The 14,609-nt window shown below is 42.8% G+C and carries 15 protein-coding genes; 6 read left to right on the forward strand and 9 right to left on the reverse strand.

What is annotated here, in order from left to right; translation table 11 throughout:
* Positions 1–70: 70 nt before the first annotated feature.
* Both L4D12_RS02395 and L4D12_RS02400 read left to right on the forward strand, forming a co-directional pair.
* Positions 71–691, forward strand: coding sequence for a hypothetical protein (locus L4D12_RS02395; protein ID WP_428446220.1), 621 nt, complete (start codon positions 71–73; stop codon positions 689–691).
* A 65-nt stretch (positions 692–756) separates the two neighbouring features.
* Positions 757–1,389, forward strand: a complete 633-nt coding sequence (locus tag L4D12_RS02400; protein ID WP_428446221.1) for a LysE family translocator — start codon at positions 757–759, stop codon at positions 1,387–1,389.
* Between the two features lie 71 nt (positions 1,390–1,460).
* Here the strand turns inward: L4D12_RS02400 and L4D12_RS02405 are convergent, their stop codons facing one another.
* Positions 1,461–2,357 (reverse strand): LysR family transcriptional regulator, encoded by an 897-nt coding sequence (locus tag L4D12_RS02405; protein ID WP_428446222.1) that lies wholly within the window; start codon positions 2,355–2,357, stop codon positions 1,461–1,463.
* Positions 2,358–2,609: 252 nt separating this feature from the next.
* Complete coding sequence (locus tag L4D12_RS02410) at positions 2,610–3,992, reverse strand: short-chain fatty acid transporter (RefSeq protein ID WP_428446223.1); 1,383 nt, start codon at positions 3,990–3,992, stop codon at positions 2,610–2,612.
* A 497-nt stretch (positions 3,993–4,489) separates the two neighbouring features.
* On the opposite strand from L4D12_RS02410, the gene L4D12_RS02415 reads away from it, so the two are divergent.
* Complete coding sequence (locus L4D12_RS02415; protein ID WP_428446224.1) at positions 4,490–5,347, forward strand: endo alpha-1,4 polygalactosaminidase; 858 nt, start codon at positions 4,490–4,492, stop codon at positions 5,345–5,347.
* 77 nt (positions 5,348–5,424) lie between these two features.
* Here L4D12_RS02415 and L4D12_RS02420 read toward each other — a convergent pair whose 3' ends face one another.
* Positions 5,425–5,592 carry a hypothetical protein gene (locus L4D12_RS02420; RefSeq protein ID WP_428446225.1) on the reverse strand — a complete coding sequence of 56 codons (168 nt, stop codon included), beginning with the start codon at positions 5,590–5,592 and terminating at the stop codon, positions 5,425–5,427.
* A gap of 67 nt (positions 5,593–5,659) precedes the next feature.
* Here L4D12_RS02420 and L4D12_RS02425 point away from each other — a divergent pair, with 67 nt between their 5' ends.
* On the forward strand, positions 5,660–6,118 hold the full coding sequence (locus tag L4D12_RS02425) for an AraC family transcriptional regulator (RefSeq protein ID WP_428446226.1): 459 nt from the start codon (positions 5,660–5,662) through the stop codon (positions 6,116–6,118).
* 52 nt (positions 6,119–6,170) lie between these two features.
* Here the strand turns inward: L4D12_RS02425 and L4D12_RS02430 are convergent, their stop codons facing one another.
* Complete coding sequence (locus L4D12_RS02430) at positions 6,171–7,553, reverse strand: MATE family efflux transporter (protein WP_428446227.1); 1,383 nt, start codon at positions 7,551–7,553, stop codon at positions 6,171–6,173.
* 84 nt (positions 7,554–7,637) lie between these two features.
* On the opposite strand from L4D12_RS02430, the gene L4D12_RS02435 reads away from it, so the two are divergent.
* A complete protein-coding gene (locus L4D12_RS02435; RefSeq protein WP_428446228.1) occupies positions 7,638–8,543 on the forward strand; it encodes an AraC family transcriptional regulator in 906 nt (301 codons plus the stop codon).
* Here L4D12_RS02435 and L4D12_RS02440 read toward each other — a convergent pair.
* The 5 genes from L4D12_RS02440 to L4D12_RS02460 form a co-directional block, all read right to left on the reverse strand.
* Positions 8,530–9,186: an RES family NAD+ phosphorylase gene (locus L4D12_RS02440; protein ID WP_428446229.1), complete on the reverse strand. Its 657-nt coding sequence runs from the start codon at positions 9,184–9,186 to the stop codon at positions 8,530–8,532. The genes L4D12_RS02435 and L4D12_RS02440 overlap by 14 nt on opposite strands.
* Before the next feature lie 17 nt (positions 9,187–9,203).
* Positions 9,204–9,605: an MbcA/ParS/Xre antitoxin family protein gene (locus L4D12_RS02445; protein WP_428446230.1), complete on the reverse strand. Its 402-nt coding sequence runs from the start codon at positions 9,603–9,605 to the stop codon at positions 9,204–9,206.
* A 427-nt stretch (positions 9,606–10,032) separates the two neighbouring features.
* On the reverse strand, positions 10,033–10,563 hold the full coding sequence (locus L4D12_RS02450; protein ID WP_428446231.1) for a hypothetical protein: 531 nt from the start codon (positions 10,561–10,563) through the stop codon (positions 10,033–10,035).
* 11 nt (positions 10,564–10,574) lie between these two features.
* Positions 10,575–11,429, reverse strand: a complete 855-nt coding sequence (locus L4D12_RS02455) for a M15 family metallopeptidase (RefSeq protein WP_428446232.1) — start codon at positions 11,427–11,429, stop codon at positions 10,575–10,577.
* 279 nt (positions 11,430–11,708) lie between these two features.
* Positions 11,709–12,059 (reverse strand): hypothetical protein, encoded by a 351-nt coding sequence (locus L4D12_RS02460; protein WP_428446233.1) that lies wholly within the window; start codon positions 12,057–12,059, stop codon positions 11,709–11,711.
* Between the two features lie 584 nt (positions 12,060–12,643).
* On the opposite strand from L4D12_RS02460, the gene L4D12_RS02465 reads away from it, so the two are divergent.
* Complete coding sequence (locus tag L4D12_RS02465; RefSeq protein WP_428446365.1) at positions 12,644–14,542, forward strand: alpha-amylase family glycosyl hydrolase; 1,899 nt, start codon at positions 12,644–12,646, stop codon at positions 14,540–14,542.
* Positions 14,543–14,609: the final 67 nt, after the last annotated feature.

Here is a 14,609-nt window from a genome sequence, read left to right on the forward strand (position 1 = left end):
TTTGTCTTTTTCGCTGTATTTATTTGTCTGGTTGAGTAAAATTGGTGAATATTTTAATGAGTGTTATGTAGTGAGAGATAAACAGGTGAAATTTTGGCTGATTCTGTTTTTTATTGTGTATGTTTCAGAAAGTGTTGCAGGATATAGCGCACAAGATTTTTTTGTTGCTTCAAAATTGGAAGATATTTCTGCTGAAGAAGCAATAAGTAAAAAAGAGAAGGAACATATAATAAATACTGAGTTTGCAATTACAAAAGACAGTAGTAGTCCTTTTGCTGTAATGTCTAATGAGCCGTATCGATTAGAATTGAGATCTGTCGATATCCATCTTTACCCAGTAGAAAATGGTGGGTATGTTATTTCTGTCACTTCTATTTTAGGGAACCATGGTCAATCTCAATACATAAGTTTTTATCAAATCAGTGAAGATGGTCATATTGTTCAGTCGCTTGATTTTAAAGATGTTGGTTTAACTCAAGTATTGAGTAATGAGTTTTTGGATGAAAAGCAGTATTTTTCTGATAGTAATAACTTTCCTGTCAATTTGTATATAAATGAAGATGGCAGCATTGATGCATCACCATGGACTTGGATGAGTCCTGAGTGGGAGTTCCGAGAAATAGTGAATCAGATTAAATTTGTTTGGACAGGAAAACAATTTACGAAAGAGGTGACTAGCGTTGTTAAATAAAGTGCACAATCATAGGCATAACATGCTTTTTACGTTTAAAACTGATTTTGTTGGGATTGGAGTTGATGGAATATTTATTAGTTATTTCTCATGTGGCCTTAATTTGGATGCTAGCTGTTGCGACACCTGGTGCAAATGTACTTTTAACTATCAATACAGCACTTCGTTGTAACCGTTATCTTGCTATGTTTTCAGCTTTTGGTGTTAGTTGTGCAACATTATTATGGGCTCTTTTGGGTGGTTCGGGTTTGGCTATTCTATTCGCTAATTTTCCAAATGTCTTTGATCTTATGAAAGTCGTAGGTGGCTGTTATTTATTATATTTGGGTGTTCGTCAAATCTACCTGACTAGAAAGACCAAGAAGTTAGGTGACGGGGATGGAAACAATCAAATGATATTACCATCGAAGAAAAAAGTTTTTATGTCTGCATTTATGACAAGTATTTTGAATCCTAAAACGGGTTTCTTTGTGATCAGTTTATTCAGTGTTTCTATGCCACTAAATATGAGTGCAGGGATGATATTAGCCATAATGTTAACAATGTCCTCTATTACACTTAGTTGGCATTTGTTTCTTGCGACTGCATTCTCACATGAATCAGCAAAAAGCGTTTATGGCCGTATTTCAGGTGTAATGGACTACGTAACGGGTGGGTTATTTGCCTTGTTAGGTATAAAAGTTATGCTTTCATCGTGATTATGGTGTACTCAAATTTAGTTTAGCCTGCATAGAACGTAGCATACATACTATGCTGGCTAAATGACGGTTTATTTATTGAAAGGGGCGGCAAGTAGAGTGTTTTTGAAATGGGTTGCCACGGTAGAAGCCTTTTGTGGTGGGTGATAATAGAGATTAACACTCCAAATACTGGTGGCATAGTCGGGAAGTAAACGCACAATGTCGCCTCGTTCGATTGACTCACTCACCAAAAACTCCGGCAGGTAGCCTATGCCTGCATTATTCATCACGCCGTCGAGCAATAAATCACTGTCGTTGACTTCGAGCGTTTTGGGAATTTTTATCATCTCGGATTCATCGCCTAATGAGAATATCCAATCATTGCTGCCAGTCAGTGTTGAGGCAAATAAGCAGCGATGTTGAGTGAGATCCGAAGGTAGTAAGGGTAAGCCATATTTGTCAATATAAGCTTGTGTCGCAATCGGAATGAAAGGGCATTGATACAATTCACGGCGCACTAGATGTAAGTCTTTTTCGCGGTAGCCCTGATAATGAGCATTAGCCGAAATCATCAAGTCAGACTCAGCCGCTAAATCGAGCGCCCAGGGTGAAACCACGATATTAAACGTAACATTGGGGTGCTCATCCATGTATTCGGCCACTCGTTTCATTAAGAAATGATTCGCATAAACCGGCGTACAGGCAATGTTGATGTGACCAATATCTTCGGTTTTAAAGTCTTGAATAGAGCGACGTAGTTGGTCTGCGCTGTCAGCTAAGGGGGAAAAATCATCAAACAGCTTCTGTCCTGCCGGGGTGAGCGTTAATAATCGATTTGAGCGGCGCATTAATGTCATGCCAAAATGGGACTCAAGCTCTTGTAACCACCGACTGCCTGCCGAGCAAGATATATTGAATTTTCGCGAAGCAGCAGAAATTGAGCCGCAGCGAATAACACAAACGAAAAAGTCCATTTTATCTAGCATAGATACCTTAACTACGGCAAATTCCTGAGGACGCAAAGATAAGAGAAAGCACAAATGTATTCAGTGACTGAATCCACGAATTGCGTTTATGGTATAGCTATTGATCACAAACTAATACTTTCATTAATAAGTTAAACCGTTTTACTTTTGAAGGGATAAGGGTAAGCCATGTTACAAGGATTGTGGGTTAGTAGCAGGGTGCGGATGGTTGGAGTAAACAAGCCACCGCAGGCGATGGCTTGTCTTTATCGGTTATAGGAACAAAAATGCTGTGCAGATGATGACACCTGATGCGAACAAGGTAACGATACAGTAACCCATAATGTCTTTAGCATTGAGACCTGCAATACTCAGGGCGGGTAGAGCCCAGAACGGTTGGATCATATTAGTCCATGCATCACCCCAGGCAATCGCCATTGCTGTTTTCGCTGCGGGAACACCAAGCTCTAAGCCTGCAGGCATCATGATGGGGGCTTGCACTGCCCATTGGCCGCCACCAGAAGGAACAAAGAAGTTAACAATACCCGCGCTGAGGAAAGTGAACATCGGGAATGTGGTTTCGTTCGAGATAGCAACAAACCAATCAGATACCGCACCTGCGACTGAAACGCCATTAGGGCCAGTTGCGACCATCATGCCCATAATGCCAGCATAAAATGGGAACTGGAGTAGGATACCCGATGTGTTTTTTGTCCCTTGTGCAATGGCATGGAGAAGGCGTTTGGGGGTTCCGTGTAGCAATATAGCGGTAAACAAGAATACAAAGTTAACGATGTTTAGGTTAAGAGCGAAACCATTGTCGATGAAATAGCTGATGATGTAAGAAAATCCCAGTAAAGCTAGAGCACGGTTTACCCACACACTTTGCTCTAAACGTTCGGCCGGGGTCGTTGGGGTCGCTTCCTGTACTTGGTTTTCACTGTCATCTAATAGTGATGGGTCAATAACAAAGGTATTTTCCGCGCTAGGGTGCATTGCTTTATTAACCAATGGAATGACGATTAGCATAACACCGACGATCGTCATGTTTACCACAGAGAAAATAGTTTCGCTCGTTGGTACCGCCTCGGTAAGCGCACCAGACGTTGCTTCAGATAAGCCGATACCTGTGGCAAGCGATAGAGGTACAGAGCCAGATAATCCACCATGCCAGAAGAGGAATCCGGTATAGGCAGATGCAATCAGCAAGCGATAGTCAACGCCTCTCACTCGCGCGGCAAGTTCTTTAGCGAAAATAGCGCCAACCACTAAACCAAAGCCCCAGTTGATCAAACAAGCGACTGCTGAAATAAAGGTAACAATCATTATCGCTTGCGTTGGTGTGGTCGCATAACCGGCAAGATTAGCTAAAAAACGTTTTGAAACCGGTGCAGATGCCATTGCATGCCCCGTTACGACGACCATTGCCATTTGCATTGCAAATGCCAGTAAATTCCAGAATCCGCCAGCAAAAGCATCAACAACTTGAAGGGGGGATTGATTGGTAACGGGAATGGTAATGAGGAAAACAACAAAAGTAAGGATGGCTGCAAATAAAAAGGGATCAGGCAGATAGCGTTGTACTACATGGGTGAAGAACGAGGATACGCGTTGTAACAGGGTCGGGGTGGGCGAAGCACTTGTTGTTATTGTCATAGGAACTCCTTTCCATTCAAATCCAGAGTAGGCTAGCTACTGCGAATTCACTGTATCATCGACGGTGAATAAGGTGATCAGTGGCAGGCGTATATTGTGATTTTCTACGTTGTTGGATTTGGTATTGATAGTTATAAATTTCACGTTATGGATGTGTATCTACCGCCTCATTCAAACTGATTTCATGCTTATTGAGTAGTCGTAATAACAGGAAGAGACTTTGCATATTTTCAATGTGAAGAATGTAGTGTTTCACACGCTTGATGGTTCCTCATGGCGTACGTTCGTGTTAATACGAAGTTGAAATTCAGTTTGTGTTATTTCTTCTGTGCTCGAAAAAATTAAGATTATTCCGGTGCGTGGATTGTTATCAAAATAAGATTTAAGAACAAAGAGCAGGAGGTTCTGATAAAATATTAGCTTATGCGACATGTTTACATTAGTGAATGACTAATATTAATTAGCGTTATTTCAGGGTGGAATGTAGACTGTAGAATATGAATAAAATAATACAATCATTAATCATTCAAATCGTTGCTTTTTTACTATTGTTTGGCTGTGGTGGTGGCGATGAAACAGAGATCACCACTGTAACTGATGATGTGGAAAATTCGCCAGAAACAACGGGTAACTGGTATCGACCGCCTATTTTTTCTACATGGCAATGGCAGTTAAGTGGCGAGGTTAATACATCTTATAATGTAAACATATATGACATTGATTTATTTGATTCATCAACAGTTCTCATTCAACAGCTTCAAGCTGATAAAATAAAGGTTATTTGTTACTTTTCAGCCGGGACTTATGAGCAATGGCGTTCGGATGAAAATAAATTTAATCTTTCAGATATTGGTCTCCCTCTGGATAATTGGCCTGGTGAGAACTGGTTAGATATCCGATCACCTAATGTATTGTTGATAGTGAAAGAGAGGCTCGATCTTGCTGCAAAAAAAGGTTGCGATGGCGTTGAACCTGACAATGTGGATGGTTACACGAATAATACTGGCTTTAATCTTACTTTTAACGATCAGCTTCGTTTCAATCGTACGATAGCAAACGAAGCGCATTCGAGAAATCTCGCGGTAGGTTTGAAAAATAACATTGAGCAAGCTATAGAACTTGTTGATTATTATGACTTTGCTGTCAATGAGCAATGTTTTGATAATTCAGAATGTAACTTACTTATCCCTTTTATTGATAATGGAAAACCGGTATTGAATGTCGAATATGCAACAAAATATATTCAAGACGGAAAAGAGAAAGAAGCTTTGTGTACAAAATCACTGGGTATGCAGTTCAGTACACTAATATTACCTTCTGATTTAGATGGGGAGTTTCGACTTAGCTGTTTGTAATTAGTTTATCGCCTCGGCGCATGACGCTAAGAAAAGGAGGCTGAGTGTTCAGCCTTCCTCTATTTTTCTTCTGTTTTTTAATCGCCGTCATCACCACTGCCATCGTTGCCTTCCTCACCGGGACTGCCTTTGGCGTAATTGCTTTCAAGGTCATCATCCACTTCAGGCGATGGTTTGTTGTCATCCACAACATTATCGTGATGTGCATTATTTGCATTGAAGATATTCTTAAGCCATTCAAACATAGACTAACCTTAGTGGCAGGGCCACTGTGAATAGATTTCTTAAGCACTACTAAGTCTAGGTGAGATTATGAAGAGTGAAGTAATTACTGAACGCAGCCTCGCATACATCAGAGTCGTGGGTCCTTATGGTGAGAATTATGAGTCGGCTCTGGACCGCTTATATCAGTGGGCGGGTGAGCACAATGTGCAGGGGGGGCAGTGTCTCTTTATATATCATGATGATCCGGAATACATTGCGCCAGAAAAGTGCACCACAGATTTGTGCTTGACTGTACCTCCGGGAACTGTGTGTGACGGGGATATCGCAATGCAACAGTTGCCGGCAGGACGGTATTGTACGGTGCGGGGAATTGTAAAATCTAAGTTGCAGTATGGAGAACGCTGGCACCAATTGAAAGGTGAAGCTATTACAGCAGGACTGATGATTGATGACCGACCGTGCTTTGAGCTATACCACAGCTATGATCTTGAAACTCACGTCGCTGATGTCGGTTTTTACCTTGCAGTAAAGGATGGTACACATTGATGCTGAATCGAGTAGACGCCGATAATACGATTACTATCGGCGCTTAAATTGGTCAGATTGCCGGTTGTGGCTGTACCGTTAGGTTATTTAGCCAACGACGCTTGAGATATCGATTAAAACACAGAGATAACTTGACGACTTCTTCTGTCAGCATTGCAAGATACACGGTCCCATAATCCCAGTTACCAATGAACGCACTGTATGCAGTGACAGGGATTCCTATCATCCACATCGCGATAAAATCCATTCTTAGGCAGAATAAGTTCTCACCGCCAGTCCGCAATATCCCGTTAATAATGATCATGTTTAGCATACGCAGGCTGATCCCCACGCTGATCACCAGCATTGCAGGCTGCGCCAGAAGCGAAAGTGGTTCGGCATCCAAGTTTAACCACTGCAATACAAAGCTGTGATTGATATAGAGGAACAGACCAACCCCCATACCTAAGATAAGGACAAATTTTAAGAAAAACTTAGTCATTGCCTGAGCAACATCAAATTCATCACGACCAAGAGACTGACCGATCAACACCGAGCACGCGACAGAAATACCCATGAATGTTGCATACAGCAGTGATTCAAACGGACCAATCATGCTAAATACGGCCAATTCGGTGGTACCCATGTGACCAAAAATGATTTGGTAAGTCAGAGTACCCAGCGCCCAAAGTAGAGCATTGACTGAATTGGGAATAGCCAGTTTACGGTAGGTCATCCACAGCGTTTGGTGCTTTGGAATGGCTTTGCTGGTTAATAGCCAATGATGGCGGTATGCCATCACACCCCACATCATCAATACCTGTGCAAATCGCGCAATGGTCGTTGCCAGTGCAGCTCCTGCAACCCCCATTGCAGGGATCCCCAATCCACCTTTGATTAATAGGAAATTGAGGGAAATATTCAATGCAATAGTGATTGCCCCTAAAATTAACGGCAGCATGGCATCGCCACTTGAGCGAAGGCTAGATTCTGCGGTGATAATGATATGGGTCAAGATTAAAACAGGAAAACTGTACCAAAGGTATTGCGCACCTTGCTCAATAACTTGAAAATCATTGGTTTGCAGTTGCATGATTTGCGGCGCAAAAAACGTGATGATAAACGTCACGGGCACCATAATAGAGGCACCAAATTTCATTGCTTGTAAAGTAACGGTTTTCGCATGTACTTTGTCATTTTTCCCCCAATACTGGGAGACTAACACGCCATTGGCAGAGGCAAGGCCTGCCATGATCATAATGGCAACAAAGTGCCATTTAGAGGCAATACCCACTGCAGCAGTGGCTGACTGGCCAAAATCACTGACCATCAAAACGTCAGCAAGGGCCAGAATAGCGACAAGTGCGCTTTGAATGGCAACGGGAAAAGCCAGTTTCGCCACACGGGAGACGAGTCCGTCAGGTAGCGCTGATTGTGTGTTATTTTGTGTTGTCATGATGACGCCTTGTTAGTCTGACGATGATGGTCTTATACCCATTGATTACGGTGGCAACTATAACGGAGCAGGGAAAGAATCGACATGTTAGAAAAACCACAAAACCTGTGCAAATCTGGCACGGTAGGGCGCGCGTTATCACAGAAAATAACGGAATGGAAAGAGGTTGTTTATTTAGCTGAAGCCTGTAAGGAGCGGTTTCTTACTCAGTCAGATTTACCCGAGTTTAAAGATAATGATTTTTTTATGGCTGGGTTGGCTGATTTGTCTGAAGGCTACGAAATCGAACGTGAGTTGACGTTCCATCATACGTTACTCTTTACCCTGGATGGGATGGGCAAACTGACCACCACAGACCGGGAATATTGCCTTGCGCCGAATACACTGACGGTATTGCCCGCGGGTCAGCCGTTTCGTTTTGAGTTGAGCGAGTTATCTAACCATTGGAAAATGGCGTGGATACTGTTAGATCCGACAGGAAAATGGAAGTCATTGGCACTTAATGGGCAGCGGGTAGAGGATTCGTATTTATGTGAGCAGATCTGGTCCGTCATGCATTTATTACATTGTGAGACCGGGGGACGATCGAGCTATCGAAAACTGTTTACCAGCGAACTTTCCCGCCTACTTCTGGGAACCGCAACACTGGCACCGTCTAACTCGGTATTACGGGTACAAAGTGTCTTTAATGAGATTGAATCTCAGCTCCACCTGAATTGGTCAGTAAAAGGAATTGCGAAGCAGTGTTATCTTAGCACTGAGCAACTGAACAGAATCACCAAGCAGCTTTATAACTGTTCGACGCAGCAAAAACTGATTGAATTACGGATGGAAAAAGCTGTCGACTTACTTTATTACCGCGAATGGACGGTCGGTATGGTGGCACAGCGTTTGGGGTATCAAGACCCGTTTAACTTTACCCACCGATTCCGTCAGTATCATGGTTGCTCACCGCGGGAATACCGCAAGCGGTTGTTTACGCCGTCATGATCTTGACTTTGTTGACTTCTGTTATTTGTTCACCATCCCAGATCATTTCAAGCAGGTAAGTTTGTACAACATCATAAACAGGCTTAGGGGTGAACAGTGCCCAACATATACCACTGTCAGAACGCACTGATGGATACTGTATCGCTTGATAACCCTCTTTTTTTAAATGGCGGGCGAGCTGTTGTGATGCCGCATAGCAATCAGGATTAAGCATCACTGCGTTATCTGGCGCGACGACATGAATGGGGGCGGGTTCGTGGGTAACGATCAACCCTCGAAACAAGAAGCGGTCATATTCTAACCCTTCTATGTTTGACCAGTACTTTTGCTGGTGGTGCTTAACTTCTAATGCGGCTGTCTGGTCATCTGACGCGATATACAGTGCACCAAAATAGCCGTCATTAAATCGACCACCATTAGGATTAATGTGTGTAAACGGTGCCATGGCATAACTTCTACCGCGTTCACAATGAAAAGGGATTTCTGATGAGTGAATTAAGGTGATATCTCCGACTTCATCACGTAATCGTGGATTGGTCATGGCTTGAATGGCATAAAGCATTTCAAACTCTTCAGGGCTCGCCACGTTATCGAATAAATCGATAGGGGGGTATTTGGTATTAATCAGACGATGTCCTTTCATGTGTTGCTGATTATCCGTTATCCCCACAATCCACCTCTTAATGCATCAATACGTCGAGCAACCTCGTACAAGTCACCAAATTTACCTGATTCGATAATTTCAAGCGGTGTACGACCAGCAAAGTAGTCATTGTTATTCTTCATACTCATAAAACCGCTTACGTTAGCAGGATTGCCGAACACAATGCGTAATGCCTGATGTATGTTCAGGATGTAGCTTACTCGTTCAAGCTGATCATCGCTCAATTTCGTGCTATCAGGGTTTGCCTTGTACTTGTGGTAAGACGATTTTGAGAGCTTCAGTATATTCTGGCTCTGCTGCGCGGTGCATCCCCACGATGAAAGGATGTTGTCTGCTGCCTTAAAACCAGCCATGGACAACGCTTTAGTGCTAAAGCCACTTTCTTTCGCTAGGTTCATAATGATAGTCCTTGTATGGAGTATATTTATAATTTAGTCCATTTATGGAGCATTGTAAAATGTTTCCTGAGCGCGGATAACAGATGACTTGATTGCTTTTAGGTGTATTTTGATGTGTAAATGCCATTGATGAGCTCAGCGCATAATTGTGGGTATTCGATTGCATTAATGAGTTTTTGGTTTTTATCCACTTCAAAGAAAAGCTATCACTTAGATATTGGATCTCTTTGGTTTTATTGTTTTGCAATCATTCAATGGGGGTGTTAGAGCATGATAAAAGTTAAGCCAGCGTGTCAAATAAGCTTGAAGAGGAATGGCTATTTCTGAGTAGATAGGGGATATGCATCAGTAGGTGATTGATTAATACATATCCCTTTTTATTACAGACAAGTCAGCAGTGAGTTTAGCCCCATAAATGGTTTAATTGTTACTGCTCATTTACAGGTTTAAGACAAGGTAGCTGGGCTAGTTGCGTTTCTGCTTTCTCTAGCATGTACTGCTTTGCTTCATTTATATCCAATGTTGAAAGTGTAAGGATTGGACAAATTTTATCTTTCTGAACACGACTCACGACGAGGTGAGGTTGATAATCAAAATTTGCTTCTTCGCTACCGATATTCAGTTTGGTAAGCAGATAGCGAGGTTCATTTTGTTCAACTAGCCAGTAGATTGGAAAGTCCAGTATAAAAGGGAGCTCCTTGGTTACAGTATGAAACCAACTTAATATTTTAATGTCTTTACGTAAAAGCGAAATAACTTGGATGTCAGGTAGAACTTGAGCTAGTTCGACTGAATAACGTCCAATGTTACCACATGTCGATGTTACCGCTGCTTGATTTGGGTTATCGCCAGTCTCCTTGCATGTAGTCGTTTCTTTAAAGTTGTAGTGGTTAGCGTCATTGCTCATTACTAGCGATGAAAAGGTTGCTGCTAACAGTAAAATAATGGCGTATTTCACGATAAAGACTCCTAGCTTGAGGCCGGCATATCAAAACCCGCTAACGTAAAGTGCATTCCATCTTTTTTGCGACTGTAATCACCTCCCCAACCAAAACCAGCATCTTTAAAGCACTTTACTAACTCTCTATTCATCGAAGGCTCTTGGCCTAATCCATTGCCTGTCATATTTATATCTATGGCCAGGGACCAAGCATGTGCCGACCATTGAGACGCTCCGCGAGACGATCTTATAAAAATCGATCCTCCAAACTCTTTTAGTTCAGCAACTAGCCCTCTATCGACAACAAAGCTTAATGCTTTGTCTAGAAATGGAATCATATCTTTGTTGCAGTAAAAATGTTTGAGCTTTATTTTTTGGGGGTGAAAAACGCTAATCCAATTGTAATCGCGGTGAGAAGTAAGGCTGCTCGGCAAAGTATACTTGGTGTGATATTTAATCTGATTAGCCCACGTTTTATTAGCGCTGATTTCGCCATACACAGCGGCTACGGCCTCTCGTGTCTTTAGCTTTCGAGGATCTTTGCTATTAGCGTTGACTTGAGTCGCCGTTGCTGAGGAATTCCCCGCCGCTGCGACAGGGGCAATGGATGAGAGTTTATCGTTGATTTTTTTATGCGTTCGTCCATTAATATCGATTCTGCCATCGGGACGGACCATTCTTACAAGGTCTTTTTGGCAACGTTTTAGAGCGGCGACTGTTTTGGATTTCTCTGGATTTCGCCCTAATGAGCCATCTTCACTCAGTGTTTGGTTATTGCCATCTTTAAAGCCTAATAAATTTAGAGCTATTTGGACACTCTTAATATCGTTGTATTTGTTCTCTCCGCCAATACCAACAGAGTTAATTAATTGCACTTTTCTCATTGTAGATATCCACTTTACTGTATAGATGCGCCATAGTATTTCATTACGAAAAAGAGCCAGTAGGGCATTTGTATGATGTTGAGTGAATTTGGATGAGGTTAGTCTTTCAGGGCGGTAATGCTGCTAGTTTTCAACGTTAGTGTGATACAGATAGGGATGACGGTATGGGGCTATGTAGCCTTATTCACTGAATTTGAACTCACCAAACTAAAAATACGCCGGCATTACCAAGAATGCGTTGCTGTATAGCAAGGTCGTACCGGCGATTAGATGCAAAGATTATTTACGCTTTGGTTGCTGGTAGGTACGACCTGCCGCTTGGTAAACATCTTTTTGTTTCACATCAAACATGTCATAGAAGAACCATGCGACAAATTTGATTACGTCGTCACCGACGTTCATGATCCACTCTGCGTACTCTTGCTCTTCACCGTCATCGTTTTCTTCAATGGAAATATGGTAAATTCGTTGTTCACCCTCAATTTCCGCCAAATTGAATTGTCCGGTTAGAGACTCAGCCGCTTCAGCAATCTCGGTGTCTTCACACGCTTTAAGTGCATCCAGAACCTCAGGTAGGGTTGCTTTCTCGCACAGGGATTTAATCAAAGCTTCAAATTGGTCATGTTGCATTTTACTTACCTCAAAAATACCCGTTGGTATGACGATATTGTACCAGCGGAAAGAATAGCTGAAGCAGGATTCTTTTAAATAAAATCGCTAGTTGTTGGTTTATTGAGCATCATGGCGAAAGCCGACTTTGCCTTCTCTATAGAGAAATGTTCGAAATTGGGCGTAATATCGCAAACATACCCGTTAGGTAAACGCGAATAGAGAAAACCTGAAATACATAACAGAATGTCGTCGCTATCACTGCTAGCAAAAGTTCAGTAATTGCGTTTTGTCTCATTTTGTAGGGCTAGGAATAGTATGACATCGCGGTAATAAATCAATAAACACCGTTTTGATGACTACGCCTCTCTCTACGCCCTCTCTCTACGCCTTGTAACCCCAGTCGAGGGAGGGTTTTAATGTGTTGACAGTATGAATAATGGTTGTGTACCCAATCTTCGGAGATCTTCATCGTGAAACGGAATCTATGCTCTTATCTTGCATTGGCCATTGCTGCATCGTTAACCGCTTGCAGCAATACGGATCAAGCAACTGACAATACTACAGCTAGTGTGAGTGGTCCCCGCTACTCCTGTGATAGCCAAATGGCCGCGATGACGGATGATCTCCGTATCTATCAGGTTATGGTTGAAAGCTTTGTTGATGGTGATAAGGCCGTTGGTCATGGCACCGGTTATGGTACCAGCCATCATAATGGTGATTTGAAAGGGATCATTGATTCGCTTGATTACATAAAATCATTGGGTGTGAATGCCATTTGGATGACACCTGTGTTTGATTCTATCCCTGTTGACGGTCAAGACCACTGGGCTGACAGGCTTGATGCGACGGGGTATTTCGCCAGTAACTATTTTGCTATTGATCCTCGATTTGGCACCATGGAACAAGCGCGTCAATTGGTTGAGCAGGCTCACGCTAAAGGACTGTATGTCTTCTTTGATGGGGTGTTCGGGCATCATAAGGGCAATGTTGTGGCCTCACCGCAAGGACGTCTACCAGTAGGTAAGAGTAATCCAGTGAGTTACCCAGAAAGCCTTGCGTTTTATGAAGAAGTGGCGAGTTATTGGGTTAAAGAGCTAAAGATTGATGGTTGGCGTCTTGATCAGGCCTACCAAGTGCCGACAGATGCCTGGAAAGCCATTCGAAAAAGCGTTGATAACGCATCGAAGTCGGTGACGTACGTTAACGATAAGGGAGAAACTGTCCACCCGTTAGGTTATATGGTGGCTGAAATCTGGAACAACGAACAATACATCACGGATACGGGCTACGGAAAAGAAAGCGATCCTGCTTTGTGCTCAGCGTTTGATTTCCCAATGCGTTATCGTGTTGTTGAAACTTTTGCTGTCAATGAAAGCAGCGTTAGTCGCAAAGGTGGACAATGGTTGAATGAAGGCATGTCGCTACATAGCCTGTATCCTGATCACGCTCAGCCAAACTTGATGCTGGGTAATCATGATTTAGTGCGTTTTGGGGATCTGCTGCAACGTGGTGGAATTGCCTCACCAGAGCAAACCGAATACTGGCAACGGCATAAGGCTGCGTTATCGTTCCAGGCAGCTTATACCGGTCCAATAACTTTGTATTACGGTGAAGAAATCGGTGATCAGGTTGATGGATTTGCTCAGAAAGTAAAACAAGACTGCGCGGTAAAAGGGTTGTGTGATGATCATGTTGCACGGACCAGTGCCAAAGTTGAGGGAGTGACCGTGTCACTTAATGCCAAGCAGATTGATCTTAAAAATTACGTTGCATCGCTGATGGCACTACGTGAACAACATCCTGCATTATCTAAAGGTATTCGTACTAACGTATTAGCGACAGATAGTGTGTATGTTGACCATAAACAAGCAGATAACGAGGCACTGCTGTATATGGTGAGTTTAACGGATAAGGCTGATACTATCACCCTTAATGCCAACGATATCGGCTCGCAAGGTGAGTTGCGTGACTTATTAACAGGGGAGACCTTCGCTGCACACAACGGCGAGTATGCGATTCCTTTAGCGGGTTTTGAGCCTCGTTTTCTTAAGATTGAAAAGGCTACAGCGGCAGGCGTCATCAAACAGTCTGCTGCCGCAGTATCGCTGGTGGGTGAAGGGATCATGGCGCAATGTGATAACCCGACGGTAGAAGGTCATGGCCCTATTTCAGAGACGCTTTATGTTGTGGGTGATTTTGCTGATGCAGGCTGGAAACACAAGGAACAACGTGCTTACCAATACAAAGGGGATAATCTTTATCAGGCCATTGTTGAAGAAAAAGCAGGGGCTTATAAAATGCAGTACGCCAGTAAAGATTGGACACCACAGTATACTGCTGAGGGGTTGAAGCTAAAGGCGGGTGTTGCCGCAACCCTTATAGCCGGTGGTTATGGTAAAGACACGGCAGTTACTTTGCCGGAAGCAGGTCGATATGTTTGGAGCCTAACATTTACCGATAGTGGTGAACCTGAGCAAATTATGGTTTCAAAGTGCCAGTAACGCATAACTGATCAGACAAAAAGGGAGCTTGAAGCTCCCTTTTTGTTGATGGTTAAAAGGCTTTTTC

The organism is Photobacterium nomapromontoriensis, assembly GCF_050336815.1.
Lineage (GTDB): Bacteria > Pseudomonadota > Gammaproteobacteria > Enterobacterales > Vibrionaceae > Photobacterium > Photobacterium nomapromontoriensis.

Excerpts from the sequence above, each read along its gene's own strand:
- L4D12_RS02465 (WP_428446365.1), top strand. The coding sequence starts at position 12,644 with ATGGCCGCGATGACGGATGATCTCCGTATCTATCAGGTTATGGTTGAA.
- L4D12_RS02455 (WP_428446232.1), bottom strand. The coding sequence starts at position 11,429 with ATGAGAAAAGTGCAATTAATTAACTCTGTTGGTATTGGCGGAGAGAAC.
- L4D12_RS02440 (WP_428446229.1), bottom strand. The coding sequence starts at position 9,186 with ATGAAAGGACATCGTCTGATTAATACCAAATACCCCCCTATCGATTTA.
- L4D12_RS02400 (WP_428446221.1), top strand. The coding sequence starts at position 757 with ATGGAATATTTATTAGTTATTTCTCATGTGGCCTTAATTTGGATGCTA.
- L4D12_RS02425 (WP_428446226.1), top strand. The coding sequence starts at position 5,660 with ATGAAGAGTGAAGTAATTACTGAACGCAGCCTCGCATACATCAGAGTC.
- L4D12_RS02420 (WP_428446225.1), bottom strand. The coding sequence starts at position 5,592 with ATGTTTGAATGGCTTAAGAATATCTTCAATGCAAATAATGCACATCAC.
- L4D12_RS02445 (WP_428446230.1), bottom strand. The coding sequence starts at position 9,605 with ATGAACCTAGCGAAAGAAAGTGGCTTTAGCACTAAAGCGTTGTCCATG.
- L4D12_RS02430 (WP_428446227.1), bottom strand. The coding sequence starts at position 7,553 with ATGACAACACAAAATAACACACAATCAGCGCTACCTGACGGACTCGTC.
- L4D12_RS02435 (WP_428446228.1), top strand. The coding sequence starts at position 7,638 with ATGTTAGAAAAACCACAAAACCTGTGCAAATCTGGCACGGTAGGGCGC.
- L4D12_RS02405 (WP_428446222.1), bottom strand. The coding sequence starts at position 2,357 with ATGCTAGATAAAATGGACTTTTTCGTTTGTGTTATTCGCTGCGGCTCA.
- L4D12_RS02410 (WP_428446223.1), bottom strand. The coding sequence starts at position 3,992 with ATGACAATAACAACAAGTGCTTCGCCCACCCCGACCCTGTTACAACGC.
- L4D12_RS02460 (WP_428446233.1), bottom strand. The coding sequence starts at position 12,059 with ATGCAACATGACCAATTTGAAGCTTTGATTAAATCCCTGTGCGAGAAA.
- L4D12_RS02415 (WP_428446224.1), top strand. The coding sequence starts at position 4,490 with ATGAATAAAATAATACAATCATTAATCATTCAAATCGTTGCTTTTTTA.